Here is a 25,031-nt window from a genome sequence, read left to right as displayed (position 1 = left end):
CGGTTTAACCTCCTATTATTATAATATATTCACCGCTACTCGGCTTGTTTACTACTCTTTCGACCGTTCGATACCTTTGCGAAGCGCGTTCCATGCAAGTGTCGCACACTTGATGCGAGCTGGGAACTTGTTAACACCAGAGAGTGCTGCAATATCTTCATAATCGAATTCAATATCTTGACCCTTCATGAGTTCGGAAAATTGTTCTGCGAGCTTCAATGCTTCTTCTAGTGTTTTACCGCGAACAGCATCAGTCATCATGGATGCAGAAGACATCGAAATCGAGCAACCTTCGCCCTCGAATTTCGCTGCTTTTACGATCCCATCTACGATCTGCATTTGTAATGAAATTTTGTCACCACATGTGGGGTTGTTTAAGTCAACTGTTACAGCTTCATCATTCTCAAAACGGCCGCGATTATGCGGACGCTTATAATGATCCATAATCACCTGACGGTATAAATTATCTAAGTCCATGATCGAAGTACTCCTTTGTGTGAATTAACGCGGATACGAGTCGATCAATATCTTCTTCTGTATTATATAAGTAGAAGCTTGCACGTGCTGTGGACGATACCCCTAACCAGCGCATAAGCGGTTGGCAGCAGTGATGTCCTGCACGGATCGCAATCCCTCTCGAATCAACAACAGTCGATAGATCATGCGGATGCACGTCTTCTAAATTAAAAGTAACAAGACCCGTACGATTTTGCATTGGACCATAAATGGTGATTCCATCAATCTCAGATAGACGATCCTGTGCGTACTGTGCCAGTTTGCGGTCATGAGCTTCAATGTTATCGAGCCCAATTTGCTCAAGGAAGTCAATTGCTGCACCAAGTCCAACTGCACTTGCAATCATCGGAGTACCAGCTTCAAATCGAGCCGGCGCATCTTTCCAAGTCGATTCTTGAAGATCTACGAAATCAATCATTTCACCGCCGAATTCGATCGGTTCCATGTTGTTAAGCAGCTTCTTCTTCCCATATAAAGCGCCAATACCTGTCGGTCCACACATCTTATGTCCGGAAAATGCATAAAAATCGCAATCTAGCTCGCGTACGTCCACTTTCATGTGCGGTGTACTTTGAGCACCATCTACGACCATTACTGCACCATGACGGTGCGCAATTGCTGCAATTTCACGAATCGGATTCGTAACACCGAGTACGTTAGATACATACGTAACAGAAACAACTTTCGTACGCTCTGTAACGGTCTTCTCAACATCTTCTAAAGAGATCGAACCATCAGCTTGCAAAGGGATATATTTAAGCGTTGCCCCCGTTGCCTTAGCCACTTGTTGCCATGGAATGAGGTTCGCGTGATGTTCCATCGGCGTAATGACGATTTCATCACCTTCCCCACACACACTTCTCGCATACGATCCAGCAACTAAGTTAAGTGCTGTCGTTGTACCACGAGTAAAAATAATCTCTTCCTCAGAAGCTGCGTTAAGGAAACGCGCTACTTTAGCACGAGCGCCTTCGTATGCTTCTGTTGCCCGAGATCCAAGTGTGTGCACCCCACGGTGTACATTGGAGTGATTGAATTCTTCGTAATGCTTCATTGCTTCAATCACGGAAATGGGCCTCTGTGAAGAGGCGCCACTGTCCAAATATACAAGCGGATGTCCGTTTATTTCTTGATGCAGGATGGGGAACAACTTACGGATTTCCGAAGTGTTCATTGACCCAGCTTCCTCTCCACCGTACGTTGTAATTGTTCCTCGATTGCTACAATTGGAACTTCAGATACAATTGGAGCAAGGAATCCATAAATGATCAAGCGTTGTGCTTCTGCCTTCGTAATACCACGAGACATCAAGTAATGAACTTGTTCAGGGTTCACTTGACCTACGCTTGCTGCGTGACCTGCTTTTACATCATCTTCGTCAATGAGTAGAATTGGGTTCGCATCTCCACGTGATTTCGGACTAAGCATAAGCACTTTTTCCGTTTGCTGGCCGTTACAACCTGTCGCACCTTTTTCAATCTTCGTAACACCGTTGATGATCGCTGTTGCACTATCTCTCATAACAGCACGAGTAATCATATCACTATTGGACACTTTACCAAAGTGTACAGCACGTGTCGTAACGTTTAATTTTTGCTCATCAGATCCTACACAAATCACTTTTGTATCGGAGTTAGAGCCATTTCCTTTAAGGATTGCTGTTGTATCCGACATGGAATTACCACTGTTCATTTCGCCTACTACGAAATTTGCAGTTGCATCGTTTCCAATAATGGATCTACGGTATGTTAAGTCCGTAACATGTTCGCCAAGAGCATGAAGGGATGCTACTGTTACGTTAGCTCCAGCCTTCACGACTACCTCAACAACACCGTTCTGAACAACATTGCCGCTATTGCCAACAGATTCAAAGTTTTCAACATAAGTAACAGAGGAATTCTCTTCTGCTACGATTAGAACGTGTGGTACGAAGTTTGCTTCGCTGTCGTCTGTTACGAACAACGCTTGAAGTGGAACTTGTACGTTGACATTACGAGGTACGTATAAGAATACTCCGCCACTCCATAGTGCTGCGTGAAGTGCAGTCAATTTATTCTCGCCCTTCGCAACGACAGTCATAAAGTGCTTTTGCACCAAATCACTGTGAGATTGCAAAGCGGATTCTAAGCTTGTATAAATAACGCCTTGTGCAGCAAGCTCCTCGGATACCTTACGGAATACCGAAGTGGAGTTGCGTTGTATCAGTACGTTATCGCCAGCAACTAATGCTTGCAAGTTCTCCGGAAGCTCTTGAATAGAGGCAAGCGGAGCTGCGGATTTATGAGTACCGTAGGAAGCAATTTCCCAACGATCGATTCTTGTTTTTTCTAAAACTGGTAGTTCCAATGTCCCAGCAAGCTCTAACGCTTCAACACGAAGGGTTGTCATCCATTCCGGTTCGCCCTTAGATTGAGATAAGTCGATTACGGCTTGGCGGTCGATTGGAAGAATTGTTTGTGCGGTCATCTTCTTATCCCCCAATTTAACTGTACTTCGGTGCTGTTGTGTTCATTGGTACTTTGAATTCTTCTTCGTCTTGTCCAACTGTTTCGTCTTCGATTCCAAGCTCTTCTTTAATCCAGTCGTAACCTTCTTTTTCAAGACGTTGTGCAAGCTCAGGACCACCGGATTTCACGATGCGACCTTGCATCATTACGTGTACGTGATCTGGTGTAATGTAGTCAAGCAAACGTTGGTAGTGCGTGATGATCAAGAATGCACGGTCTTCACTGCGCATTGCGTTTACACCATTAGCAACGATACGAAGTGCATCGATATCTAGACCGGAGTCAATCTCATCCAGAATAACTACGCTTGGCTCAAGAAGCATCATTTGCAGAATCTCATTACGCTTCTTCTCACCACCAGAGAAACCTTCATTCAGGTAACGGTGCATGAACTCGCCGTTCATCTCAAGTTCTTTCATCTTCGCTTCCATTTGACGGATGAACTTGATCAAGGAAATTTCGCTGCCTTCTTCGCGGCGTGCATTAATTGCAGAACGCAAGAAGTCCGCATTCGTTACACCTGTAATTTCACTTGGGTATTGCATCGCTAGGAATAGACCAGCGCGAGCTCTTTCATCTACTGCCATTTCTAGCACGTCTTCACCGTTCAAAGTAATAGAACCTTCAGTTACTTCGTATTTCGGGTGACCCATTAGCGTGGAAGCAAGCGTACTTTTACCTGTTCCGTTAGGACCCATGATGGCATGAATCTCTCCGCCTTTTACTTCTATGTTTAAACCTTTAAGAATTTCTTTTCCTTCAATTGTTGCTTTAAGGCCTTCTATCGTTAATGTGGGTGCTTTTCCCATTTGTGTAAACCTCCAGCTTTTTAAATTAATGTTATTTGATAATCATTATAAAGTGATTCTCAATGATTCTCAACCTCTAAATAATATTATATATCCAAGACGTAAAGCAATAAACGTTATTTTTCACCTATTTTTGACAAAGCCGCTTCGATTGCTTCCATTTGCTCAGCAAAAACTTCATCTGAAAGTACAGGATCTAATGATGATATTTCCTCATGATGATAGAACTCAATCCATGACTTACAACCAAGAAAGTCAGACGATACTGATAATTTAAACGGAACCGCTAGCTTGTATACTCTTACTATTAAGACATGCAATGGCTTCGTGCGTTTCCATCTTAAACGCTCATCCGCAAAAGCTTCCGTCCAGATATGATGCGGCAGTAGGCGCTCAAGAGCAGCTTCATCCGTAATTTCAATATCTTTTACGAGCTTCGCAACGCTCGTAATTTGAACTTCTACTTTCTCCATCTGCAAGCCAGACAATGTCTCTTCAATCCGATCTTGAAATTCAGGCTTAAGCAAAGACTTACGCTGATGCTCATAGGTTGGGTACATATAAAAACTATCCGATTTCACTTGAAAATCCTTTGTTTCCTCCGCAATACCGCCTTTGCGCATTAGGCATATTTGCTCTCCCGACTCAAGAGCGGAAATAACAACTGCCCACTCTTTGAGGGCGATCTGTCGTAACATTCAACCACCTCCAGCGTAAACAATCCATGGGTAAATTATCCCTGAATCATGCAATCTCTATTATACTTGTCGACTCCACTTCATAGCAAATGACAGCATCGCATTTTTAATCTATACTATGATTTAAATCATTTCTTTAAGTTAGATAGGAGGAACAAGAATTGACTCAATACCACCCTTTATCCGAGCTTGATGCCATTACCTACGCCAAAAATTTGCCAAACATTTTTGATAACGATGCACAGCTGACCTGTCACGAGATCGGAGACGGTAATTTAAATTTAGTATTTCACATAACTGACACAAAATCAGCCAAAGGTGTAATTATTAAACAAGCACTGCCGTATGCCAAAGTTGTAGGTGAATCTTGGCCGTTGACCCTTGATCGTGCACGTATCGAAAGCGAAGCATTAATTGCACAAGCACAGGTATGTCCAACACTTGTTCCTGAGGTATATGCGTATGATCCTAATCTTGCTGTCACTGCGATGGAAGACCTTAGCGATCATATCATTATGCGAAAAGGATTAATGCAAACCGTGCGTTACCCACGATTTGCTGAAGACATCGGAACATTCCTTGCTCGCACATTATTCTACACATCCGACCTTGGTATGAACCAGCAAGACAAGAAGCGTCAAGTCGAGAACTTTATCAATCCTGATTTGTGTAAAATAACAGAAGATTTAATCTTTGAAGCTCCCTATACAGATGCAGATACGAACAATTACGAAGCGCATTTGCAGGATGTGGTTGATCGATTACACAATAATGTTAATTTACACCTCGAAGTCGCAATATTACGTCAAAAGTTCCTTACATCTGCTCAAGCGTTATTGCATGGCGATTTGCACACAGGAAGTATTTTTGTAACACCTGAATCGACGAAAGTTATTGATCCTGAATTTGCTTACTATGGTCCAATGGGCTTTGATATCGGTGCAGTATTTGCCAACTTGCTCCTCAATTACGCTGCACAAGAAGCTTGGAGCGAGAGTCCCGAAGCTTGCCAAGACTACCGTAACTACCTATTAAATACGCTTACAGAGGTGTGGAATGTATTTAATCGTGAGTTCAGAGCGCTTTGGAATGAGCATTGTGTGGATCGTATCGCGAAAACAACAGGCTACCAAGATTTCTACATGCAGCAGTTATTACGTGATACCGTCGGATTTACAGGATGCAAGATGGTTCGCAGGGTAATCGGCCTAGCCCATGTCGCAGACATTGATCAGATTGAAAATCTTGATACAAGAGAGCGCGCGCAGCGTATCGCGCTTCATCTTGGGCAGCAGCTAATTCTACTCAACCGACAGGCTGCTTCCATTGACGATCTGATCGACCTTGCATTAAAATGCATGATATTAGAAGAAGCCGTCAGTTAAGGTGCGGACACAAAGGAGAATCATACGATGACAACTACACAAACAGACACAGCATTGCAATCATTGATTTGGACTGGTGATAAGCTGGATTTATTAGATCAGCGTCTACTCCCTGAAGAAATCATCTACCTACCTCTTACAACAGCTATAGAAGTATGGGAAGCGATTCGTCATTTGAAAGTACGTGGTGCTCCAGCTATCGGTATTGCAGCAGCATATGGCGTCTATCTCGGCGGGCAGAATTATGTAGCAGCAAATCAAGGACAACAAGATCGCGAAGCATTTTATCAAAATATTACCCAGGTTATTGAATATCTGGCAACTTCCAGACCAACTGCAGTGAACTTGTTCTGGGCACTAGATCGCATGAAAGCTCACGCAACGACATTGCACGAATCAGGTACTTCCACATCCGATCTACTTGATGCATTGCTTGCTGAAGCGATTGCGATTCATAAGGAAGATGAAGAGACGAACCGTAAAATCGGAGAGTATGCCCTTGAGCTATTTGAAGATGGCATGGGTGTTCTTACACACTGTAATGCCGGTGGTCTTGCGACTGCGAAGTACGGCACAGCACTCGCTCCATTCTACCTTGCTCATGAAAAAGGTTGGAAACTTAAAGTGTATGCAGACGAAACACGTCCTGTCCTTCAAGGTGCGCGTCTTACTGCATTTGAGCTGCAACAAGCAGGTGTTGATGTGACGCTGATCTGTGACAACATGGCAGGTGCTGTGATGTCCAAGGGCTGGATTCAAGCGGTTATTGTCGGTGCAGACCGAGTGGCTGCCAATGGTGATTTTGCTAACAAGATCGGTACGTACTCTGTAGCTGTACTTGCTAAAGCACATGGCATTCCATTCTATGTGGCTTGTCCACTGTCAACGATTGATCTTAACACGAAGACCGGTCAAGACATTCCGATCGAAGAGCGTCCAGATGAAGAAATTACAGAAGGTTTCGGTAAGCGGACAGCGCCTCTTGGGGTTAAAGTATTCAACCCTGCGTTTGATGTTACGCCACACGAATACGTCACAGCGATTATTACGGAAAAAGGTATCATTCGTGAACCTTACTTAAATGGGCTAGCAGCACTTTTTAATTAATTGAATAAACCTAACAAAAGCGCCTAGATCGGCTGTAAACATTCTGGAGCACTTGACCAGATTACAGGGATTAGGCGCTATTTCTTACATGTGATCAATTTCTAATTAATTTTCAGTTGCCAGAAGTATCTTGATAGCATCACGCCCGATTGTACCTGACGTTATTCCGAGCTCTTCTGCTGCATAAGTGACCGACTCAAGTGGCGCATTAAGCAGATCTTCGATGGTGCGAACACCTACTGCTCTACCTGCGCGAATATGTCGATCCTTTAACTTTGCATTTAACAATCCAACATCTAGTGCACCACACATGATATAGCCCGTGCGCGTTGTCACGGCAAGCAAGGTGGTTTTCGGTAACTGAACTTCGATTGCGATCGCGGTGTGTCCGTCAAACTCAAGAGGCTCCATATGGACCATCATATACCACTTCCTTTCGAGCAGTTTCAGTGCATTATATGCTTGTCGAATTCAAACGGTTAAATTGCTACTAAAGTCTTAGTTATTTTGCACATATAGTTCCATTGTCATGTTATAGTAGATGTACTAAAGATAAATGTTATATAAAAGGATGTTGTATGAGGATATGGAACCAACTAACAATGAACAATCAAAATCACTCCATCTATTTTCTGTTGAGATTTTACTAGACGCACCAAACAACCACATCGCTGTTGAAAAGTTACTGCACATCTTAAATCAAGCTGAATGTGTGAACGATTACAAAGTAATTTCTGGGATCAAAATTGGCAATCTGGTAGAGCAAAATCGTCCACAGAACAACACCTATACAGCGCTGCCTATTTCAAAACCAACCACGACTATCACCAAAACCGTTGCAACTAAACCATGCAACGAAGAACAGCATACATCGATCATTAATCAAATGGATCAACTCAAGAAAAGTAATACCTTAGTTCGTTTTTCAGTTATTAAAGAAAAAGGCGTTAAGCTAAGTATTCCTTGCCGAATCTTGAATTACGATCCAGAGCAACAGAACATCACGATCTATCATGTTGATGAAAAGAAAGTCTACTTGATTCAACTCAATGAAATCGATGATTTCTCCATTGTAGGATAAACAAACAGGTACTCTGATATATATTCAGAGTACCTGTTTGTTTATGAACCTTGTTTATAGACCTTGCTTATATTCTTGTTCGGATGAAATAACGGAATCAATGTGCTGTTCAAGCATAAATCCCATACGCTCGGCTGTAATTGGCGGAGAGAACCAGTAGCCTTGCACTTCATCACAATGATTTTCATGTAAGAAGGATAACTGTTCTTCGGTTTCAACACCTTCTGCGATTACTTTAAGATTTAAGTGACGCGTCATCGCAATAATCGTAGATACAATTGCTGCATCATTGGGATCTTCCATAATATCGCGTACAAATGAACGATCAATCTTAAGCTTATCAATCGGAAACTTCTTCAAATAATGAAGAGAGCTGTAACCTGTGCCGAAATCATCTATTGCAACCGTGACACCAAGTTTTTTCAGTTCCAATAAGGATACGATTGCATTCTCAACATCCATCGTCATACTCTCGGTAATTTCTAGCTCCAAGAATCTCGGATTAAGCCCTGTTTGCTGCAAAGTTTGTGCAATCTTTCCTTTAATGTTGTGCTGAATAAATTGACGCATCGACAAGTTCACAGACACAGGAACGTGAAGAAAACCTTTGTCCTGCCACTCTTTATTTTGCCTGCAAGCCTCATAAAGTGCCCACTCCCCAATTGGAACAATCAAGCCTGTCTCCTCTGCAAATGGAATGAACTCACCAGGAGAAACAAGACCACGTTCCGGATGATTCCAGCGAATCAATGCTTCCGATCCAATAATTTGACCGCTATCGATATCCACCTGTGGTTGGTAATGAAGTATGAATTCTTCTTGAGCTAATGCTCGACGTAAGTCACTTTCTAACTTCAAGCGCTGTAAGGAATAGGATTGCATCTCGATGTTGTATACGACAACCCCGCTTTTCTCGGTTTCCTTCGCACGCGTTAATGCAATATTCGCATTTTTCATTAAGGTTTCGGCATCTTCATCATCTGCATATTGAAGCACAATGCCGATTGAAGTTGTTATATGTAATTCTAAATCATCTAAAGAAAAAGGCTGCTCTAGAACATGTTTAATGCGATCAGCGAGCTCAATTGCATGTTGACTATCCCGCACATGAGCGTAATAAATCGAGAATTGATCGCCTTCCGATCTAGCAAGAAAATCATCGATGCCTACGCATCTAGAGAATCGTTCTGCCAATTGGAGCAATAACATATTCCCAAATTCAAATCCGAAGCCTTCATTAATTAATCGGAACCCATCAATATCGATATAGAACACGGCAAGTCTCTCTTGCGTCTGCTTGTTTCTTATCAACTTGCGATTTAGCTCTTCACGGAACAATCTTCGATTCGGCAGACCCGTCATATCATCATAAAATGCTAAATGACGAATTTGCTCATCCGCCCGCTTACGATCCGTGCTATCCTCACAAATAAGTAAGAAGCTGTGCACTTGTTCATTCAATATGACCGGGACTGCGCGAGTTTTCATATCACTGCGATATCCTGTCTTATGGAGTAAAGCTGTCTCGAACGTCTGTGTGGAACCTTCACTTGCTTTAAGTAACGAAGCCTTCGTCACTTCTTGCTGTTCATTTGCTACGTAATTTAAGAAAGAAGTTCCTGTTAAGTGCTCTGCAGAAATCCCAAGAACTTGCTCTGCAGCAGGGTTAACTTGCATAAGCTGCCCCTCTTTGTTGCACAAACCAATCGCATTCGGACTATTCGTCAGAAGGGATTGAAACAATTGCTGTGTCTGCACGTTTGAATCCACTTTGTCAGATTGATCTGTGCGATTACGATCCCTCTTCTTATACATAGAAATTAATAAATATGCAAGAACGAGCGAGGCAATAGCATAAATTAGAGCTGCCTGTGGCTTGAATAATAAAGAGCTGACTACTACGACAAGAACATAGCTAGCTCCATAGAACCATTTCATCGGTATACCTCCTATGGCTGATATAAATGCTAATGAATCATGCAATCTCCAAGAACGAGAAGCACATGTGAAGTTTGATGAAATGAAAATTTCAATGACCTAAATACGAACGTTATTCAATCAAATCAGTCTAATTTGTAGTATTATTTCTACATCTTACGCACTATTCCTGCTTTACCCCACGAAAAAGTTAAGCAAAAAGTGTGAAAAAGTCGAAAATTGCCGAATAATGGGCAACTTCCGACTTCACTGTTTACTTTTGATCTATGATTTTCTTTTCCAAGCTGCGATCGTAAGAAGTACCCAACCAAGTAAGAAGAATACGCCACCAATCGGAGTTAAGAATACAAGGAATTTAATTTCTGTCATGCAATATGCATAAAGACTTCCTGAGAAAAAGATAATTCCAGCAAAAAGCGACCAGCCTGCAGTTGATACAAGCTTTGAATTTCCTAGCTTCTCACATAAAAAAGCAATAGCTAGAAGTCCAAGAGCGTGAATCAGATGATATTGTACACCCGTCTCGAACGTTGCCATAAGCTTCTCTGATAGCTTGGACTGCAATCCATGTGCGCCGAAGGCACCTAAAGCTACTCCTAGAAACGCATTAATTGAACCCAAAATAACAAACAATCTAAACATAACTAAACACCCTCGCTTTATTTCTATTGAATGATTAATCCTACATCATGCTGTCCAACAATAAGCTGCACGGGTTCAAGAATCACACGAGTCACTTCCGGCTTACTCAACATATCAATTTCAATGTCTACAACTTTACTACGCATTTGCTTACCCTCTCGGGTGTCATTGACAACTTCAAATTGCTGAAGCCCGAGTCCATGTGTGAGCACGGTACTTCCCATCATAATGAAAGGCGCTTCGATCACACCGTGTTCAAACAATACCTCCGAAATAATCTCATCCTCCATATCAACAATTTTCACCCATTGGCAAATGCAGCAACGCATCATCTTTTCCTCTCCTTAAACCGAAGTATGTGATTACAATCCCTAACATCTATACATTCTCTTCATGTCGAAATTTCCCTGCTAATTCGCCAATGACTGACCAGCTTTTCAATTTCTTATCCATTGAGATTGTATGAGCAGGACTGGAGGATGGGAGAGGATAGAGCGTAATAAGATCAAGATCCAAGTCCGCTTGGACATGCCGCTTGAACAAATCATACGCTTTACCGCCATTGAAACAGAGATGACGAATATTCGGATATGTGGCGAGCAGCTCTGCAAAGTTATTCGCAACAGGCTTTTGGATGTTCACATCCAAACTTCCCTCTCGCTCACAATATTGAAGGACATCCCATAAGGCTATCCCTTTGGACTGACTGAAGGCAAGTCTGCTCTCGTATTCCTCAGGTACTGTCCCATTAAACATATGAAAGATTATTTTCCAAAAATGATTCCGTGGGTGCGCATAATACTGCTGCAGCCTAAGTGACTCTGCTCCAGGCATTGAACCTAGAATCAAGATGGAACATTGTTCATGAATAACAGGTGGAAATGACGAGAGCATGACGCATGCCTCCTTCTAGTTGTAGTTAAGCTATTCGCTTGTTTACTCGAATTTCTTCATCGCTTCTTTCAGTGCATCGCCTAATGATGAGCCTAACGTCTCATTGTCGCTGTACTGCTTAATAAGCTTCGCTTGCTGATGCTTCTTCACTTTGCCGCTCTGCTCTCCAAGCTTCTCAATTACATTGCAAGGACGGCATTGTACGTACTTTCCGGCTTTACCGGTATGAAGTTCCATCTTCTTGCGGCATTGCGGACAACGTTTATTGACAACAGGTGCTTCCGCAGCGCGGCGGTAATCACAAGTGCGACTCGAGCAGACGAGCGTCTTACCTCTCTTGCCATTACGTTCCAATAAGAAGTTCTGGCACTCTGGGCACTTGGAATGCGTCAAGTTATGCGGCTTGTAATCGATGTCGCTTTCTTTTACTTCATTCACAAGCTCTCTTGTCTGCTCACGAATACTTTGAATGAATTGCTTGTGATTGCCTTTACCCTTCGCAATTCGTTCTAACTCCTGTTCCCACTGCGCTGTTAGCTCTGGTGAACGCAACTTAGCTGCAACCAATTCAATCAATTGCTTCCCTTTGCCAGTTGGCACAAGATTGTTTATTCTTCGTTCAATCGTATCACTTGAGATGAGCTTCTCAATAATGTCAGCTCGTGTAGCCGGTGTACCTAGGTTGTGCTTCTCCATCTGAGAGAGCAGTGCTGCTTCTGTATAACGTCCAGGCGGCTTAGTCGACTGCTCGGTTTTTAGGCACGATTTTATTGAGAAAGAAGAACCTTCTTTCAGCTCTGGAAGCTGCTGTTTCAATGTGGATCGTTCATCGAATCCTTGATCATCTTCATCGTCAGAATCGAAGTCCTGCGTATTCCCATACACCACTTTCCAGCCGCTATCCTTCTGCACCCGCCCCTTCGCATAGAACGATTCTCCACTTGCCGTGATGGTAAGGCTTGTCTCTTCATATTTATAAGCCGGATAAAATAACGCGATAAAGCGACGCGCGATAAGATCGTAAAGCTTACGTTCTTCTGACGACAATGCATTTAAGTTCACATACTGCTCCGTTGGAATAATGGCATGGTGATCGGTGACTTTACTATCATCTACCACCCGCTTCGTTGCCTGAATCGGCTTACGTAGTAGCGGCCTTACTAATTCTGCATAAGGACCAACTGCTACGCTTTCGAGTCTACTCTTCAGTGTTGGCACCATATCCGACGTAATGTATCTCGAATCCGTCCGCGGATAAGTCACGATCTTATGCTGCTCGTACAAACGTTGGAGCACGTTGGAAGTCATTTTTGCGGAAAAACCAAGCTTCTTATTCGCATCTCGTTGCAGCTCAGTTAGATCATAAGCCAGCGGATGCGGCTCTAACTTCTCGACTTTCGTCAATTTCGTTAATTTTGCATTCGACTTGCTAACTTGGCTTAGGATTGAATCTGCTTTTTGTTGATCAAAAATGCGAGCATTCCCCTTCGGATCACGCCACTGGGCTTGTACACCGCTGAAATCAGCAGTAACGGTCCAATATGGTGTCGATTTGAAATTGTTAATTTCACGTTCACGTTCCATAAGCATTGCAAGTGTAGGTGTCTGAACCCGACCTGCAGATAACTGTGCATCATAACGGCAAGTCAGTGCTCGCGTCACATTAAGTCCAACTATCCAATCTGCTTCTGCGCGACATACAGCTGATGCATAGAGATGGTCATAATCACGTCCGGGCTTTAAGCTAGCGAATCCGTCCTTAATCGCTTTATCTGTCTGAGAAGATATCCACAGTCGCTTGAACGGCTTACGCCAACCTGCCATCTCCATGATCCAACGCGCGACTAATTCACCTTCACGCCCTGCATCCGTTGCAACGATTAATTCACCTAGATCCTGCCGTTTACACAACTGTGCCACTGCACGATATTGATGTGAAGTCTCCTTCATGATCTTTAGCTTCATTCGCTCCGGCATGATCGGCAAGTCTTCCAAGTTCCAAGTCTTGTATTTGTTATCGTAATCTTCTGGTGTCGCAAGCTCGATGAGATGCCCTAACGCCCAAGTGACGACATATTTCGGTCCTTCGATATAGCTTTTATGTTTCTGCGTGCATCCGAGTACACGTGCGATTTCTTTCGCTACACTTGGTTTTTCACATAATATAAGTGATTTCATAAGTTCTCCTAACAATTCTTTTTATAATTAATCGAATATGTTTAAAAATTGGTCACTATAGAGAAAAAAGCACTTCCGTTTCATTTTTTAAACATACTCTATGACATTAACAAGATTGTAACTCGATATCGTAACCAATTTTACAATAAAATATCGCCTTACACCAAGTTAGGATGATTGAATCCATAAATTCATGCAAACACTTGACCTTAGGTCTGACCTAAGGTGTATCGTTAGGATATACCCAGCTTTATCCCGAGGAGTGAGCGTTACGTTATGAAAAGTGAAATTACAATTAGTGAATTAGCGAAGCTTATGCATGTGTCGGTTCATCAAATCCGTTATTTTGAGGAGAAAGGCATTCTCGATCCTGCTTATATCGATCATAACCAATATAGGATGTATGGCATGGATCAAATCTATCAGCTCTCGCACATCTTACTGCTTCGCAAGCTAGGAGTTCCCGTTCAGGCTATTAAGGAATGTTTAACTTCCTATACAGCAGAGCAATATCAAGAGCTATTCCGTACTTCGTTGCATGAGATTGAGTTAGAGCTCCAACGCCTTAGCCAGCTTAAACAATTCATTAACAAAGTTGTTCATGAACAACAAAACTTTCATACGCAGACTAGCCCCTATCCAATTAATCAGAGATCGCTCACCTATCTCACGCATTGGATGGATCTGGATGCGAGCTCCTTAATTAGTGCGAAACAAGTAGCCCAGCATACGGAGCAATTACCGAACTTGTTCGAGCTTGATGTTCACTATCTCATTAAGGCATCAGGCAAAAGCAGCATGTATCTAGAATCGACACTACCTACTGATTATTCTTTGCCTGAGGGAAATTACCTGACCATGCAATGCCTCCTCCACCATGATGATGAACTCGATCCAATCATTGAACAGTTTTATAAATACGCAGCTTCTCAAGCTTATGACGTAATAGGACCACTTCTTATCATTGAAAAATCATACCTTTCCCTATTTGCAGGCGACAAGCTGCATTACGAACTGCAAATCTTAATTAACCCACTTCCTACTTCCAAAGGAGAATGATAAGTATGAAGATTAATTCATCACCAATATCAATTGAGCCTATGCAGACTAAGCACAATGCACAAGTCAGCTGCTTACTCGTACATGGGTTTCGCGGAAAATTCCAGCACCTAACCAATATGAGAGAAGCCGATCTTGTACTATTTTTCGAAAAATTGCTTGAGCAATACCCTTCAGAACCCGCTAGTCAAAGGATTGTCGCTGTGCAAGATGGCGAAGTGATCGGAACGATGTCCATCAAATGGAAAGCAGACTTCAATCTGAAGTTAGATAAGAGCACACTGCCTTCGTGGAAGAGATTCAAACATTTCAGTACGTGGAACCTTTTTATATTATTTATTGGATTAATACTGTTATCCCATCAACCACAAGCCGGGGAATGTTATATTGCTGACGTTACAGTGCACCCCGATCATCGCAGTAAAGGCGTTGGAAAACTAATGCTAGATTGGGCGAAACAGTATGTCCTAGACACACCTAACCTGCATTTACTATGCCTACATGTGGCTGGAAACAACTCACGCGCTAAACAGTTATACGAACAATTATCATTTGCTACCTTATTACAAGAAAATTGTAGAATACGGCATCTATTTTTCAATGAACGAAAGTGGCTCTTTATGGTGCAGAACTTGAAGGATAAGAGGATCTTATTTATATAGAAGAAAATCCAACCCCTGCCGCTCATATAACCCCCTAAATCACTAAAAAAAGTCTGCTTATCTCACTTCGCAACCGCGGGTGATTGGGCAGACTCTCTTTTTTACAACAACTCACGCAAAACTTATATTTTAGAAACGAGAAACATACACAAACAAGATGATCATAATAGATATTGCGACATGCCACCATTTATACATCATCAATGTTCCGATATACTCACGCAAGAACGCACTCGGTAAATAATACCTAGCTGTTCGCGAACCAACACCTTCACATGGATTTAAACCTGCTTGCCTCGCATAAAAACTCGCCCGTAGTACGTGATAATTGTTCGTAATAAAAATACTCTTATACGTGTCTTGATATTGATCCATAATTCGCTTCGAGAATGTCATATTCTGCAGTGTATTGCGAGATTGATCTTCCATTAATACATCATTTTCCTGCATGCCTTGCTCCAATAGATACTTCTTCATCGCTGCCGCTTCACTTAATAACTCATCTGGACCTTGTCCACCCGATACAATAATCTTCGGCTTATCCTTATATTTCTTGAATTGTTCGATCCCTTTATCTAAGCGTGATGCTAGCAGTGGCGGAACACGCTCTCCACCGATTAATCCTGAGCCTAATACGATGATAAAGTCGGGCGTATAGCTGATTTTAGCAAAATGATAAAACACCGCGTAGACCAAGTAACTCATAAATATATAAGCATAGTAGAGGAACAACAAAAGAACAGTAATATACAAATAATATAAGTTTATATTGTAAGTAAGAAACAAAATATAAATGCCAAAAACAATCATTCCCATCATCATGATACTCAAGATAAGAGAAAGTAAATTCGCTAACCTTCTACCCTCACGCTGAAGCATTAATCTCCCATTCACAAACAAGTAAAAACTTAGTAACACAATACCTAAAGGAATAATCCCAAATACAAACCCCAATACGAGTAAGCCGGTAATTCCCCCCAAATTTATCATCGATATGTAATACATCAAGCTAAATAAAACAAGAAATAGACTTAAAGAAAGTACATAGCCAAGACTTATTCGTCTTCTTTCTTTAGTAAATAAAAATCCGAAAACAGCTAACAAGATGAATCCCATTATTGTGACAATAACCATGATGTGTTCCTTCCTCTTCTGTAACATCTAAGATGCCTGAGCATAATTACTATTAGCACATTGTCACAATTTCAATCAACTGTCAAATTGAAAAAACCATCCCTTGCCGCTCACATAACCCCCTTAATCTTGAATATATTGAATAACAAGTCATGCTATGCCATGAATATAAGGAGGTGCACCGTGATTAAGCCGCTATTTACAGTATCTCGCGAAGATTGGTCGCTGCATCGCAAAGGATACCAAGATCAGACTCGGCACCAACAAAAAGTACGCGAAGCCATCAAGAAGAACTTGCCTGATCTTGTAACCGAAGAAAGCATTATCATGTCCGACGGAAAACAAATCATTAAGGTGCCCATTCGCTCATTAGACGAATATCGTCTGCGATACAACTACAATAAGAGTAAGCATGTCGGTCAAGGCGATGGCGACTCTGAAGTCGGTGATGTACTCGGTGTCGACCCTACACCTGCTCAAGGACCAGGCAAAGGGAAGGGCGAGGCTGGCGATCAAGCCGGTGACGATTATTTTGAAGCGGAAGTACCGCTCGAAGAGCTGCAAGCCATGCTTTTTTCAGAGTTAGAGCTGCCGAACCTTCAGAATAAGGAAAAAGACAACATCATGAACAACGAAATTGTGTTCAACGATATCCGTAAGAAAGGCATCATGTCGAACATCGACAAGAAACGCACTATCCTCGAAAACCTCAAGCGCAACGCAAGCTCCGGTCAACCGGGCATTCACGGCATCTCGCCAGACGATCTACGTTTTAAGACATGGGAAGAAACCGAGAATCCACAGTCCAACGCACTCATTATTGCGATGATGGACACCTCAGGCAGTATGGGTTCTTTTGAGAAATATATCGCACGCAGCTTTTTCTTCTGGATGACACGCTTCTTACGCACCAAATACGAGCATGTCGAAATCGTCTTTATTTCCCACCATACAGAAGCGAAAGTCGTGACCGAAGAAGAATTTTTCACTAAAGGAGAAAGTGGTGGGACGATCTGTTCATCTGCCTATCAGACGGCACTCGATCTCATTGACCGCAAATATCCACCTGCCAAGTACAACATCTATCCATTCCATTTCTCCGACGGAGACAATTTAACTTCCGATAATGAAAAGTGTGTCAAGCTCATCACTCAGCTCATGGAGCGCTCTAATCTGTTCGGCTATGGCGAGGTTAACCAATACAACCGTTCCTCCACCTTAATGTCTGCCTATCGCAACATCCACAATCCGAAGTTCCTGCATTATATTATTCGTGAAAAGGGAGAAGTGTACAAAGCACTCAAGACGTTCTTCTCTCCTCGTAAAATGGAGGTGTAACGCGTCATGTCTACGAACGGAATCCATGAATTAGAGACTGCCATTGAGAAAATAACGGAAATCGCAGCAGAATTCGGATTGGATTTTTTCCCGATGCGCTATGAGATTTGCCCTGCCGAAATCATTTACACCTTCGGTGCTTATGGCATGCCAACTCGATACTCGCATTGGAGTTTCGGGAAAAACTTTCATCGAATGAAGATGCAATATGATTTTGGACTGAGCAAAATTTATGAACTTGTCATCAATTCCGACCCTTGCTACGCCTTCTTATTAGAGGGTAATTCCTTGATTCAGAATAAGCTCATAGTCGCGCACGTGCTTGCGCACTGCGATTTTTTCAAGAATAATGTTCGATTCTCCAAGACCAACCGTAATATGGTCGATAGCATGGCAGCTACTGCCGAGCGAATTCGTCAATACGAAATAGAATATGGGATAGATGAAGTCGAACAGTTTATCGATGCGGTCTTGGCTATTCAGGAGCATGTCGATCCAAGTATAACAAAGCCCTATTTAATAGATGCTGAAAAACACATGCAGCGAAATAGAAGCAGGAAATCGTCTTCCAGCAAAACAACATCAGATCGATTAACCGGCTATGAAGATCTGTGGGATATTGATAAGTCTGCTGTGAAGCAAGAAACTGACAACGTGGCAGCCAAGAAAACATTCCCAGAGAAACATGAAAAAGACCTCGTCTGGTTCATTCAACAATACGCTACCGATCTCACCGATTGGCAGCGTGACATTATGACCATGCTTCGCGATGAAATGCTATACTTCTGGCCGCAGCTGGAGACGAAGATCATGAACGAAGGCTGGGCATCGTATTGGCACCAACGTATCCTACGTGAACTCGACCTCACTCCTGAGGAAACGATCGAATACTCCAAACTGAACTCTTCCGTTGTCATACCTTCTAAGAACAGCCTTAATCCTTACTATTTGGGACTCAAAATATTTGAGGATATTGAAAAACGATTCGATCGGAACAAGATTTTTGAAGTACGAGAAGTCGAATCTGACAGCTCGTTTATTCGCAACTACATGACGAAGGAACTCGTCGAGGAGTTAGACCTGTATATTTTCGAGAAAAAGGGACCGGAATGGAAAATTACCGACAAAACGTGGGAGAACATCCGAGACCAACTCGTCTACTCGCGTGTGAACGGCGGCTTTCCGTATATCGAAGTCATTGATGGGGATTATCAGCGTAATGGAGAGTTGTTCCTGCGTCACTCTTATGAGGGTATCGAACTTGATCTGAAGTACTTGGAGAAGACCTTGCCTCACATCCAGCGGCTTTGGGGTAAGACGGTGCACATGGAGACGATGATCGAGGAGAAGAAAGTGCAGTTTACTTTCGATGGGAAGAAGCATCACCGGAAGTTTGTGTAAAGTTGAAATGAAACTAAGGACAGCCAATTACTGGATGATATCCGGTGAATGGCTGTTTTTATTGAATATGTTCATTAAATAAGTTTCTTTGATACACCTTTTGAATTTGAATCCCAACTCTTTCTGTAATCTGCAGCTGCATGAGGAATCATATACTGCTCAATGAATGTTGCTATAGCTTGACCAGATAACAAATTATAATATCGGAAGTAGTACTCTTCGTTACGCACAGTTGTTATGATAAGGTCTTTAAAAACCATTCCACTCTTTTTCTTGGAATGCCATCCGAATTGTACATGTGCAATTTCTTGTAGCGCAACTCGGTGCTTACGATTTATCAGATAACCGTCCTCAATTTCTAGTAGAACCCGACCTTTTGATATTACAGATATAATCGTTAATAAAACCCAACTAGAAAAAACGAGCCCAATTAAACCTACAACAACGCCATACAATCTTCTTGATTCATCAACTTCAGGAATCAAAATAAAAACTAAACCCGAAGTAAGAATCATAATTACCATTGCAATCAAAAAACGTATAGCAACAAAATTTGTGAAACTTACCTGTACACCTCTAGCTGTTTCTTTTAAATTCTTCATACTCATTCTCCTTAAGTTTATCTCCACACGACAGAAACAGGCTCATTCAGATGCTTATGCAGCGTAGATAGAATAATAGATTGCGTGCACGTCCGAACTACATAGGAGTCATTCACACGTGTGATGATCCATGGATTAGACTTACCAGTAGTAAATAAGAATGCATCTTTTGTCTTCGGATCTTTATTGTCCTTCATCTCCAAAATTACCATTGTGTTCATATACCCCTTGGTTTCACGAAGTACATCTACAAATTCCTTTTGCTGTCCTTGAATCTCATCTAGCCATGCTTCCGATTGCTCTGTTTCCTCATCGATTGCATGGATGATCTGATCAAATTCTGCCTGATCGATCACTAGTTCTATCTCTTCTTCCCCTATAGGTGTAACGCCAAAAAACTCACAAATACTACCCGCTACATGCTCTTGATCCATCTGCTTAAAGACATGAACTTGTCCTTCATAGAGAAGAGAATGTTCATATATTCCTTTATCAGTCACATGATAGGAAACCGAATCCTCCTCACCGTCTTCTGCATGCTTAGATGACTTAATCGAATAATGAGAAAAATTTAATGCTGCAATGATATCCTCTATATCTTTTCGAAGCTCAAATTTGTGGTTCTGGAACTGAAGCATATCTTTGGCTAATAGTGAGCGGCAGGCAGCTTGAAGGAGCAACTCCATCTGCTCTTCCGTTACTTCTTTCATATAGAAATGCCTAAGTCCATTACCATTCTCAAAGTACCCTTCACTATAGAAACTGTATATAAGCTCCTCTATACTTAGTAAAATTGTGTCCATCATGATCCCCCAATACATCACAAAGTCAATTTAACCAAACACACTTCTGGCACTCTTGAGTAAATTCTGAGCACCCTCCTTAACCTCCTTAAAACCATTCTTTACACTTCTTGCTCCATTCGCCACTGCTTCAATTCCTTTATGTATCGTATCTTTAGCTTTGACGGCCTGATTCTCAACCCATTTCGTAACACCTGGCGTTTTACTAACGAACACATCACCAACCCAGCTGCCTACAAAACTCCCCACAGACGAACCAACTACAGTCCCAATCGGACCTGCCAGGCTACCTACTGCTCCGAATACGACAGCACCTGTAATGGACGCACCAGATACAACTGCTGTTTTATATACAGCGTTGCCGACTGCCTTTGCATTCTCTTCTTTTAATTTTTCAATATCATCACCGTATTTGTTGTAATTCTCCGTAATCTTAATGCCTGCACCTATGCCCTCAGTTACACCTGTTATCACAATAGCTGATACGGCATTAGCTTTACCTACCCGGAATGCATTTTTGGCTAATGCCCCTGCATTTACTTTTACTGCACCCAAGTCAATGGCTGAAGTAGCCATACCTTTTAACTGATTCCATAGCAGCCTTGAGTTGTTCGATAGGTCAGCTGCAAGGGACGGTAGCAACTTCGTTTGGCTCTTAAATAAGAGTTCAGCCAAGGATTTATCTTTATACTTAAAGTGCAATGGATTTACTATAAATCTAGCAACGTTGTTGAGCTTTGAATTTTCTATCCACGAGAGAAATGAACCGATAGGAAGCTTGATCCTACCAGCAGTAACACTACCCTGCATCACAAACTTGAATAAATCATCTGTCTTCGTGAAGCTCCATCCTAAACCTGTCATTGCAAGCCCCGAAGTGATGAATTGCAGTGCTCTCATGAAATCTCCTGCTCGACCTACTGTGTTATTGTACTTCTCATACGCGTCGCTAAACATGTTATTGTCGAACAGCCACTGTACAAAGTCATTTGCGAAATCCTTTAACCCATCAATTGAGTTAAATTTGCCGTCAGCAATCAATTGGGATAATGAAGATATGCCTTTCTTCGAATCCAGATACTTCGGTTGCAAGTTCTTGATGATATGAGTTTCTGCTTGGTCATACTTATCTGGCGATTGGTTTGTGAAATTGAGTAAGCGATTTAACCTGTCATCTATGCTTTGAATGAAACTGTTAGCTCGGCTGAGTCTTCCGTAAATGTTTCGCCGACTAGCAATCTGTGAGTCTACACTATTCTTCACAGAAGAGACTCCCGACTCAACAGTTGCAACCTTAGACGCCTCTTGCCTTAACTTTCTGCTGATTTCATTCACTTGATTCATATCGATGCGAATCTTAGACATTCCTGACACCTCCTTCACTTATATATCAATTACTTCTTCTGTGCAGACGCTCTAGCTGCCGCTGCCGCGGCGGCTGCGGCTCTTGCGGCTGCTGCAGCTCTTTCCTCTTCTTCACGCTTGATCTCATAGGCTACCGCTACAATATCATTACCTAATCCATCCAAATGTGAAGACAATTCTGCAATCTCTGTATTGATCTGATCTATCGCTAGATTGACGAAAGCCATCTCATCGGCTTGCCATACTTGATTGAGATTAGACTTGATCAAGGACAAATTATGCTTCGTGTCTCTCAGCGTATTCACATAGTAATTGAGTTTATTAGCCTGGGCTTGTGCTTGTCCAACGTTAACTCCCATTTACCTATCACCCGCTTCATTAATTTCTCAACTCAGGACTTACAATCGCTGCAAGCTACTCGCTACTTCTCTATAACTCTCTGACATATTCATAATTTTATTTGCACAAATCTGAGTACCAATTCCCTTAAATTCATTTCGCATACCAGTTGAGATCGAATCCAGCTCGCGGGTAATCGAATAAATCTGTCTAATAATGCTATTAATCTCACTTCTTGTCCTAGCATCTATTTCCATACTCATCCCTCCACTACATCGTATTTGCCTTTCTAATCAGACCCATTTCCGCCTGTTCCAGCTTTTCTGCACTTGTTTGAAGATACTCAATGCACTGATTGATCTTGTAATGATTTTCCGTCAATCGATCTGCTCGAAACACATTATGTATGCCGGAGAACCCCACTCTGAAATACAAGTCTTCTATTCGTTCATTCACTTCACTTACTTGTCTTCGAATGGACATTAATCTTTGCGCATATTCTTGCAGCCTACCAATATTGATGGAAATGTGGGGCTCCAATGGCGTTGATGTATCACGGCCGAAGAACCAGTCTTTCATCTCTTGGAAATAAAGTTTCGCCTTTTGAGCGACCTGATCAAACCACACATTCACCCTGTCAATTGTCTCTCTTGTCCAATTTTCCAATTTAGAAGCGAGCTCGATACATTTATCCTTAATAAATTTCACAGCCTCGTATGCCTCTTGCGATACTGCGACATAGGTTGCTTTCACGACCTCAGTAAGAAAATAGTAAATACTTCCCTTGTTATTTATAGTATTTATAAGAGCTTCAAATCCTATGGAAAGAAACCGATCCGTGAGATTAGGTTTTCGAGAAGACTTAAAATTTCCATTCAAATCAAATTCCACACTCTCTAGTGAATGCGGATACATGGGGTTAAAAGATTTCCAGGAAATCCCCTTGAGATTTACTACTCGATCTACATACTCTACATGTCCGATGTCGCTGATGAAATCCCTATTGTGAACTATGAACGTGTATCGGTCACCTCGAAGCGCTTCCCTCTGCTTTTCTGTCAGATCATTCCAATACACCGGTTGTCCATTGACAGAATACGCATAGATGTCCATATCCAAATTATTGAGGAATACTTCTGCACCTAGATTATTCCCTTTGGAATGCCCATAAATCGAATTCGTCCCTCCCTCAACCTTGTACTTATCAAAGAATGCATTGGCTTGCTCAACTTGCTTGGAAGTCCCTGTTAACGATGAATCGGCATTATCCGACCAGTCTATCCATTCGTCCAGGTCTAACGAAGTACCAAGTTCACTTCCTCTAAATAGTACCCCTCTATTTCCATTGCTATCTTCTAATGCGTAGCCTACGAATCCACTCTTATCATTTACTGTAGGATTTCCTGTTGGATTATGATTTTCATATCCAATCAATCTAACATCGCTTAAAGCCGTTTTATTTTCTATAATCATGGTGTCGTATTTGTTAATGAGTAAATTAATTTTCTCAATGTTATCTTTTTTTGTATCATGTGTAGCAATATAAACTAATGCGTCACGGATAGAAGGTTTATTTGAACTTGAGATAGGTGGCCTATTAGATAAATCAATATATGATAGTTCCAACAAAAAATATTTTTCCTCGTCCGTTAAATCATTCATATTGATTGACATATGCTATCTTCACCCCCTGACTAAATCTTCAAAATACTCCACATCTCGTATCGTACGATCACTTATAATATCTATCACATGTATTACATCGTCTCCCAACCAATCCCAGCTGAAATTAGTCGTATGTGAGATTCTTATTAAGTCTTTAGCAGACTGTATTTTATCTTGCTTAATATATGCCACTGAAATTTCAAATTCACGATGCGTTAAATTCAACATAAAAGAATGTAAATCATGTATAAATTTCGCATCTTTCTTGTATTCCTGCACATCGTCTGTACTTACCACAAGGTACAAATGAATATCTGATTCATTACTTTTATCATTTGCGAAATCGTCAATCGGTTGTTTTAAAATACTAGGATCTTCAGGATAAACTTTCGTTCCAAATCTAAATTTTACAGCCTTCACTCTCTCATCTATCGACTCAACACCTGACTTGTATTTTTCAGTAAATAGATAACATAAGCTAGCATGTACATAATTATCGTTAAATCCTGATGACTTCACATTCTTATTTACATGAAAAGGTATATCCCGATTAATAGTCGGATAGACGAGCATACTATCTCCACCATATAGCTCTGGCATCAAAACATTTCCCGGATCAAATTGCTCTTCCACAAACTTTTCTCCATACTTATCCTCTAAATAATCCAACATCTTTTTAACCCTGTACTCTTTAGGTGCAAACATGCATCCCGACACTCCTAACATCGATATAATCATTAATATATGTAAAATAATTCTTTTTTTCAAAGTTAGTGAACTTCCCTTCTCGAAATGGCCTCGACATCTAAAAGGCATTTGCCTTTCTAATTAGACCCGTTTCCGCCTGTTCCAGCTTTTCTGCACTTGTTTGAAGATACTCGATGTAATGATTGATCTTGTAATGATTC

Annotated in this window: 26 protein-coding genes; 7 read left to right on the top strand and 19 right to left on the bottom strand. The window is 41.6% G+C overall.

What is annotated here, in order from left to right; all coding sequences use genetic code 11:
* Positions 1 to 51: 51 nt before the first annotated feature.
* From sufU to NV379_RS13535, 5 genes are all read right to left on the bottom strand, one after another.
* The gene (gene sufU / locus NV379_RS13555) at positions 52 to 477 is read right to left on the bottom strand and encodes a Fe-S cluster assembly sulfur transfer protein SufU (protein ID WP_258207856.1); all 426 of its coding nucleotides are present in this window, start codon (positions 475 to 477) and stop codon (positions 52 to 54) included.
* Positions 464 to 1,690: a cysteine desulfurase gene (locus tag NV379_RS13550; RefSeq protein ID WP_258207855.1), complete on the bottom strand. Its 1,227-nt coding sequence runs from the start codon at positions 1,688 to 1,690 to the stop codon at positions 464 to 466. Before NV379_RS13550 ends, sufU begins: the two co-directional genes overlap by 14 nt.
* Positions 1,687 to 2,982, bottom strand: a complete 1,296-nt coding sequence (gene sufD, locus NV379_RS13545; RefSeq protein WP_258207854.1) for a Fe-S cluster assembly protein SufD — start codon at positions 2,980 to 2,982, stop codon at positions 1,687 to 1,689. The genes NV379_RS13550 and sufD overlap by 4 nt, the downstream gene beginning before the upstream one ends.
* 16 nt (positions 2,983 to 2,998) lie before the next feature.
* Positions 2,999 to 3,832, bottom strand: coding sequence for a Fe-S cluster assembly ATPase SufC (gene sufC, locus NV379_RS13540; RefSeq protein WP_258207853.1), 834 nt, complete (start codon positions 3,830 to 3,832; stop codon positions 2,999 to 3,001).
* Between the two features lie 116 nt (positions 3,833 to 3,948).
* Entirely contained in the window at positions 3,949 to 4,530 is a 582-nt protein-coding gene (locus tag NV379_RS13535) for a DUF1802 family protein (RefSeq protein WP_258207852.1), read from the bottom strand.
* Between the two features lie 161 nt (positions 4,531 to 4,691).
* Here NV379_RS13535 and mtnK point away from each other — a divergent pair, with 161 nt between their 5' ends.
* Both mtnK and mtnA read left to right on the top strand, forming a co-directional pair.
* Positions 4,692 to 5,915 carry an S-methyl-5-thioribose kinase gene (gene mtnK / locus NV379_RS13530; RefSeq protein ID WP_258207851.1) on the top strand — a complete coding sequence of 408 codons (1,224 nt, stop codon included), beginning with the start codon at positions 4,692 to 4,694 and terminating at the stop codon, positions 5,913 to 5,915.
* Between the two features lie 27 nt (positions 5,916 to 5,942).
* Positions 5,943 to 7,022, top strand: coding sequence for an S-methyl-5-thioribose-1-phosphate isomerase (gene mtnA, locus NV379_RS13525; protein WP_258207850.1), 1,080 nt, complete (start codon positions 5,943 to 5,945; stop codon positions 7,020 to 7,022).
* Positions 7,023 to 7,127: 105 nt separating this feature from the next.
* Here the strand turns inward: mtnA and NV379_RS13520 are convergent, their stop codons facing one another.
* A complete protein-coding gene (locus tag NV379_RS13520) occupies positions 7,128 to 7,442 on the bottom strand; it encodes a YunC family protein (protein WP_258208122.1) in 315 nt (104 codons plus the stop codon).
* 166 nt (positions 7,443 to 7,608) lie between these two features.
* On the opposite strand from NV379_RS13520, the gene NV379_RS13515 reads away from it, so the two are divergent.
* Positions 7,609 to 8,103, top strand: a complete 495-nt coding sequence (locus NV379_RS13515) for a hypothetical protein (RefSeq protein WP_258207849.1) — start codon at positions 7,609 to 7,611, stop codon at positions 8,101 to 8,103.
* Between the two features lie 54 nt (positions 8,104 to 8,157).
* On the opposite strand, the gene NV379_RS13510 is transcribed toward NV379_RS13515, so the two are convergent.
* From NV379_RS13510 to NV379_RS13490, 5 genes are all read right to left on the bottom strand, one after another.
* The gene (locus NV379_RS13510; protein WP_258207848.1) at positions 8,158 to 10,041 is read right to left on the bottom strand and encodes an EAL domain-containing protein; all 1,884 of its coding nucleotides are present in this window, start codon (positions 10,039 to 10,041) and stop codon (positions 8,158 to 8,160) included.
* A gap of 264 nt (positions 10,042 to 10,305) precedes the next feature.
* Positions 10,306 to 10,683, bottom strand: coding sequence for a DUF423 domain-containing protein (locus tag NV379_RS13505; RefSeq protein WP_258207847.1), 378 nt, complete (start codon positions 10,681 to 10,683; stop codon positions 10,306 to 10,308).
* Between the two features lie 23 nt (positions 10,684 to 10,706).
* Positions 10,707 to 10,988 (bottom strand): hypothetical protein, encoded by a 282-nt coding sequence (locus NV379_RS13500; RefSeq protein ID WP_308860287.1) that lies wholly within the window; start codon positions 10,986 to 10,988, stop codon positions 10,707 to 10,709.
* A 73-nt stretch (positions 10,989 to 11,061) separates the two neighbouring features.
* A complete protein-coding gene (locus NV379_RS13495; RefSeq protein WP_258207846.1) occupies positions 11,062 to 11,577 on the bottom strand; it encodes a DNA-deoxyinosine glycosylase in 516 nt (171 codons plus the stop codon).
* Positions 11,578 to 11,619: 42 nt separating this feature from the next.
* Positions 11,620 to 13,755 (bottom strand): DNA topoisomerase III, encoded by a 2,136-nt coding sequence (locus NV379_RS13490; protein WP_258207845.1) that lies wholly within the window; start codon positions 13,753 to 13,755, stop codon positions 11,620 to 11,622.
* A gap of 276 nt (positions 13,756 to 14,031) precedes the next feature.
* On the opposite strand from NV379_RS13490, the gene NV379_RS13485 reads away from it, so the two are divergent.
* Together NV379_RS13485 and NV379_RS13480 are read left to right on the top strand one after the other, a co-directional pair.
* Entirely contained in the window at positions 14,032 to 14,814 is a 783-nt protein-coding gene (locus NV379_RS13485) for a MerR family transcriptional regulator (protein WP_258207844.1), read from the top strand.
* A gap of 5 nt (positions 14,815 to 14,819) precedes the next feature.
* Entirely contained in the window at positions 14,820 to 15,476 is a 657-nt protein-coding gene (locus NV379_RS13480) for a GNAT family N-acetyltransferase (RefSeq protein ID WP_258207843.1), read from the top strand.
* Positions 15,477 to 15,605: 129 nt separating this feature from the next.
* Here the strand turns inward: NV379_RS13480 and NV379_RS13475 are convergent, their stop codons facing one another.
* Positions 15,606 to 16,610 (bottom strand): YdcF family protein, encoded by a 1,005-nt coding sequence (locus NV379_RS13475; protein ID WP_258207842.1) that lies wholly within the window; start codon positions 16,608 to 16,610, stop codon positions 15,606 to 15,608.
* A 183-nt stretch (positions 16,611 to 16,793) separates the two neighbouring features.
* Between NV379_RS13475 and yhbH the strand changes: the two genes are divergently transcribed.
* Entirely contained in the window at positions 16,794 to 17,948 is a 1,155-nt protein-coding gene (gene yhbH, locus NV379_RS13470; protein WP_258207841.1) for a sporulation protein YhbH, read from the top strand.
* 6 nt (positions 17,949 to 17,954) lie between these two features.
* Positions 17,955 to 19,349, top strand: a complete 1,395-nt coding sequence (locus NV379_RS13465) for a SpoVR family protein (protein WP_258207840.1) — start codon at positions 17,955 to 17,957, stop codon at positions 19,347 to 19,349.
* Between the two features lie 74 nt (positions 19,350 to 19,423).
* Here NV379_RS13465 and NV379_RS13460 read toward each other — a convergent pair whose 3' ends face one another.
* Genes NV379_RS13460 through NV379_RS13430 form a run of 7 tightly spaced genes read right to left on the bottom strand, consistent with a single transcriptional unit; the run spans position 19,424 to position 24,828 of the window.
* Complete coding sequence (locus NV379_RS13460) at positions 19,424 to 19,951, bottom strand: DUF5381 family protein (RefSeq protein ID WP_258207839.1); 528 nt, start codon at positions 19,949 to 19,951, stop codon at positions 19,424 to 19,426.
* Between the two features lie 17 nt (positions 19,952 to 19,968).
* On the bottom strand, positions 19,969 to 20,754 hold the full coding sequence (locus tag NV379_RS13455) for a YfjC family protein (protein ID WP_258207838.1): 786 nt from the start codon (positions 20,752 to 20,754) through the stop codon (positions 19,969 to 19,971).
* 30 nt (positions 20,755 to 20,784) lie between these two features.
* Positions 20,785 to 22,119: a YfjB-related protein gene (locus NV379_RS13450; protein WP_258207837.1), complete on the bottom strand. Its 1,335-nt coding sequence runs from the start codon at positions 22,117 to 22,119 to the stop codon at positions 20,785 to 20,787.
* Positions 22,120 to 22,148: 29 nt separating this feature from the next.
* Positions 22,149 to 22,478, bottom strand: a complete 330-nt coding sequence (locus NV379_RS13445) for a hypothetical protein (RefSeq protein ID WP_258207836.1) — start codon at positions 22,476 to 22,478, stop codon at positions 22,149 to 22,151.
* 39 nt (positions 22,479 to 22,517) lie between these two features.
* A complete protein-coding gene (locus NV379_RS13440; RefSeq protein ID WP_258207835.1) occupies positions 22,518 to 22,715 on the bottom strand; it encodes a hypothetical protein in 198 nt (65 codons plus the stop codon).
* Between the two features lie 13 nt (positions 22,716 to 22,728).
* Positions 22,729 to 24,132 carry a hypothetical protein gene (locus tag NV379_RS13435; RefSeq protein ID WP_258207834.1) on the bottom strand — a complete coding sequence of 468 codons (1,404 nt, stop codon included), beginning with the start codon at positions 24,130 to 24,132 and terminating at the stop codon, positions 22,729 to 22,731.
* A gap of 9 nt (positions 24,133 to 24,141) precedes the next feature.
* Positions 24,142 to 24,828 carry a hypothetical protein gene (locus NV379_RS13430; protein WP_258207833.1) on the bottom strand — a complete coding sequence of 229 codons (687 nt, stop codon included), beginning with the start codon at positions 24,826 to 24,828 and terminating at the stop codon, positions 24,142 to 24,144.
* Positions 24,829 to 25,031 lie beyond the last annotated feature (203 nt).

Source organism: Paenibacillus radicibacter, from assembly GCF_024721995.1.
GTDB lineage: Bacteria > Bacillota > Bacilli > Paenibacillales > NBRC-103111 > Paenibacillus_AM > Paenibacillus_AM radicibacter.
This window is presented reverse-complemented; position numbering and strand designations above follow the sequence as displayed.

Excerpts from the sequence above, each read along its gene's own strand:
- sufU (WP_258207856.1), bottom strand. The coding sequence starts at position 477 with ATGGACTTAGATAATTTATACCGTCAGGTGATTATGGATCATTATAAG.
- NV379_RS13550 (WP_258207855.1), bottom strand. The coding sequence starts at position 1,690 with ATGAACACTTCGGAAATCCGTAAGTTGTTCCCCATCCTGCATCAAGAA.
- sufD (WP_258207854.1), bottom strand. The coding sequence starts at position 2,982 with ATGACCGCACAAACAATTCTTCCAATCGACCGCCAAGCCGTAATCGAC.
- sufC (WP_258207853.1), bottom strand. The coding sequence starts at position 3,832 with ATGGGAAAAGCACCCACATTAACGATAGAAGGCCTTAAAGCAACAATT.
- NV379_RS13535 (WP_258207852.1), bottom strand. The coding sequence starts at position 4,530 with ATGTTACGACAGATCGCCCTCAAAGAGTGGGCAGTTGTTATTTCCGCT.
- mtnA (WP_258207850.1), top strand. The coding sequence starts at position 5,943 with ATGACAACTACACAAACAGACACAGCATTGCAATCATTGATTTGGACT.
- NV379_RS13520 (WP_258208122.1), bottom strand. The coding sequence starts at position 7,442 with ATGGTCCATATGGAGCCTCTTGAGTTTGACGGACACACCGCGATCGCA.
- NV379_RS13515 (WP_258207849.1), top strand. The coding sequence starts at position 7,609 with ATGGAACCAACTAACAATGAACAATCAAAATCACTCCATCTATTTTCT.
- NV379_RS13510 (WP_258207848.1), bottom strand. The coding sequence starts at position 10,041 with ATGAAATGGTTCTATGGAGCTAGCTATGTTCTTGTCGTAGTAGTCAGC.
- NV379_RS13505 (WP_258207847.1), bottom strand. The coding sequence starts at position 10,683 with ATGTTTAGATTGTTTGTTATTTTGGGTTCAATTAATGCGTTTCTAGGA.
- NV379_RS13495 (WP_258207846.1), bottom strand. The coding sequence starts at position 11,577 with ATGCTCTCGTCATTTCCACCTGTTATTCATGAACAATGTTCCATCTTG.
- NV379_RS13490 (WP_258207845.1), bottom strand. The coding sequence starts at position 13,755 with ATGAAATCACTTATATTATGTGAAAAACCAAGTGTAGCGAAAGAAATC.
- NV379_RS13485 (WP_258207844.1), top strand. The coding sequence starts at position 14,032 with ATGAAAAGTGAAATTACAATTAGTGAATTAGCGAAGCTTATGCATGTG.
- NV379_RS13480 (WP_258207843.1), top strand. The coding sequence starts at position 14,820 with ATGAAGATTAATTCATCACCAATATCAATTGAGCCTATGCAGACTAAG.
- NV379_RS13475 (WP_258207842.1), bottom strand. The coding sequence starts at position 16,610 with ATGGTTATTGTCACAATAATGGGATTCATCTTGTTAGCTGTTTTCGGA.
- NV379_RS13465 (WP_258207840.1), top strand. The coding sequence starts at position 17,955 with ATGTCTACGAACGGAATCCATGAATTAGAGACTGCCATTGAGAAAATA.
- NV379_RS13460 (WP_258207839.1), bottom strand. The coding sequence starts at position 19,951 with ATGAAGAATTTAAAAGAAACAGCTAGAGGTGTACAGGTAAGTTTCACA.
- NV379_RS13455 (WP_258207838.1), bottom strand. The coding sequence starts at position 20,754 with ATGGACACAATTTTACTAAGTATAGAGGAGCTTATATACAGTTTCTAT.
- NV379_RS13450 (WP_258207837.1), bottom strand. The coding sequence starts at position 22,119 with ATGTCTAAGATTCGCATCGATATGAATCAAGTGAATGAAATCAGCAGA.
- NV379_RS13445 (WP_258207836.1), bottom strand. The coding sequence starts at position 22,478 with ATGGGAGTTAACGTTGGACAAGCACAAGCCCAGGCTAATAAACTCAAT.
- NV379_RS13440 (WP_258207835.1), bottom strand. The coding sequence starts at position 22,715 with ATGGAAATAGATGCTAGGACAAGAAGTGAGATTAATAGCATTATTAGA.
- NV379_RS13435 (WP_258207834.1), bottom strand. The coding sequence starts at position 24,132 with ATGTCAATCAATATGAATGATTTAACGGACGAGGAAAAATATTTTTTG.
- NV379_RS13430 (WP_258207833.1), bottom strand. The coding sequence starts at position 24,828 with ATGTTTGCACCTAAAGAGTACAGGGTTAAAAAGATGTTGGATTATTTA.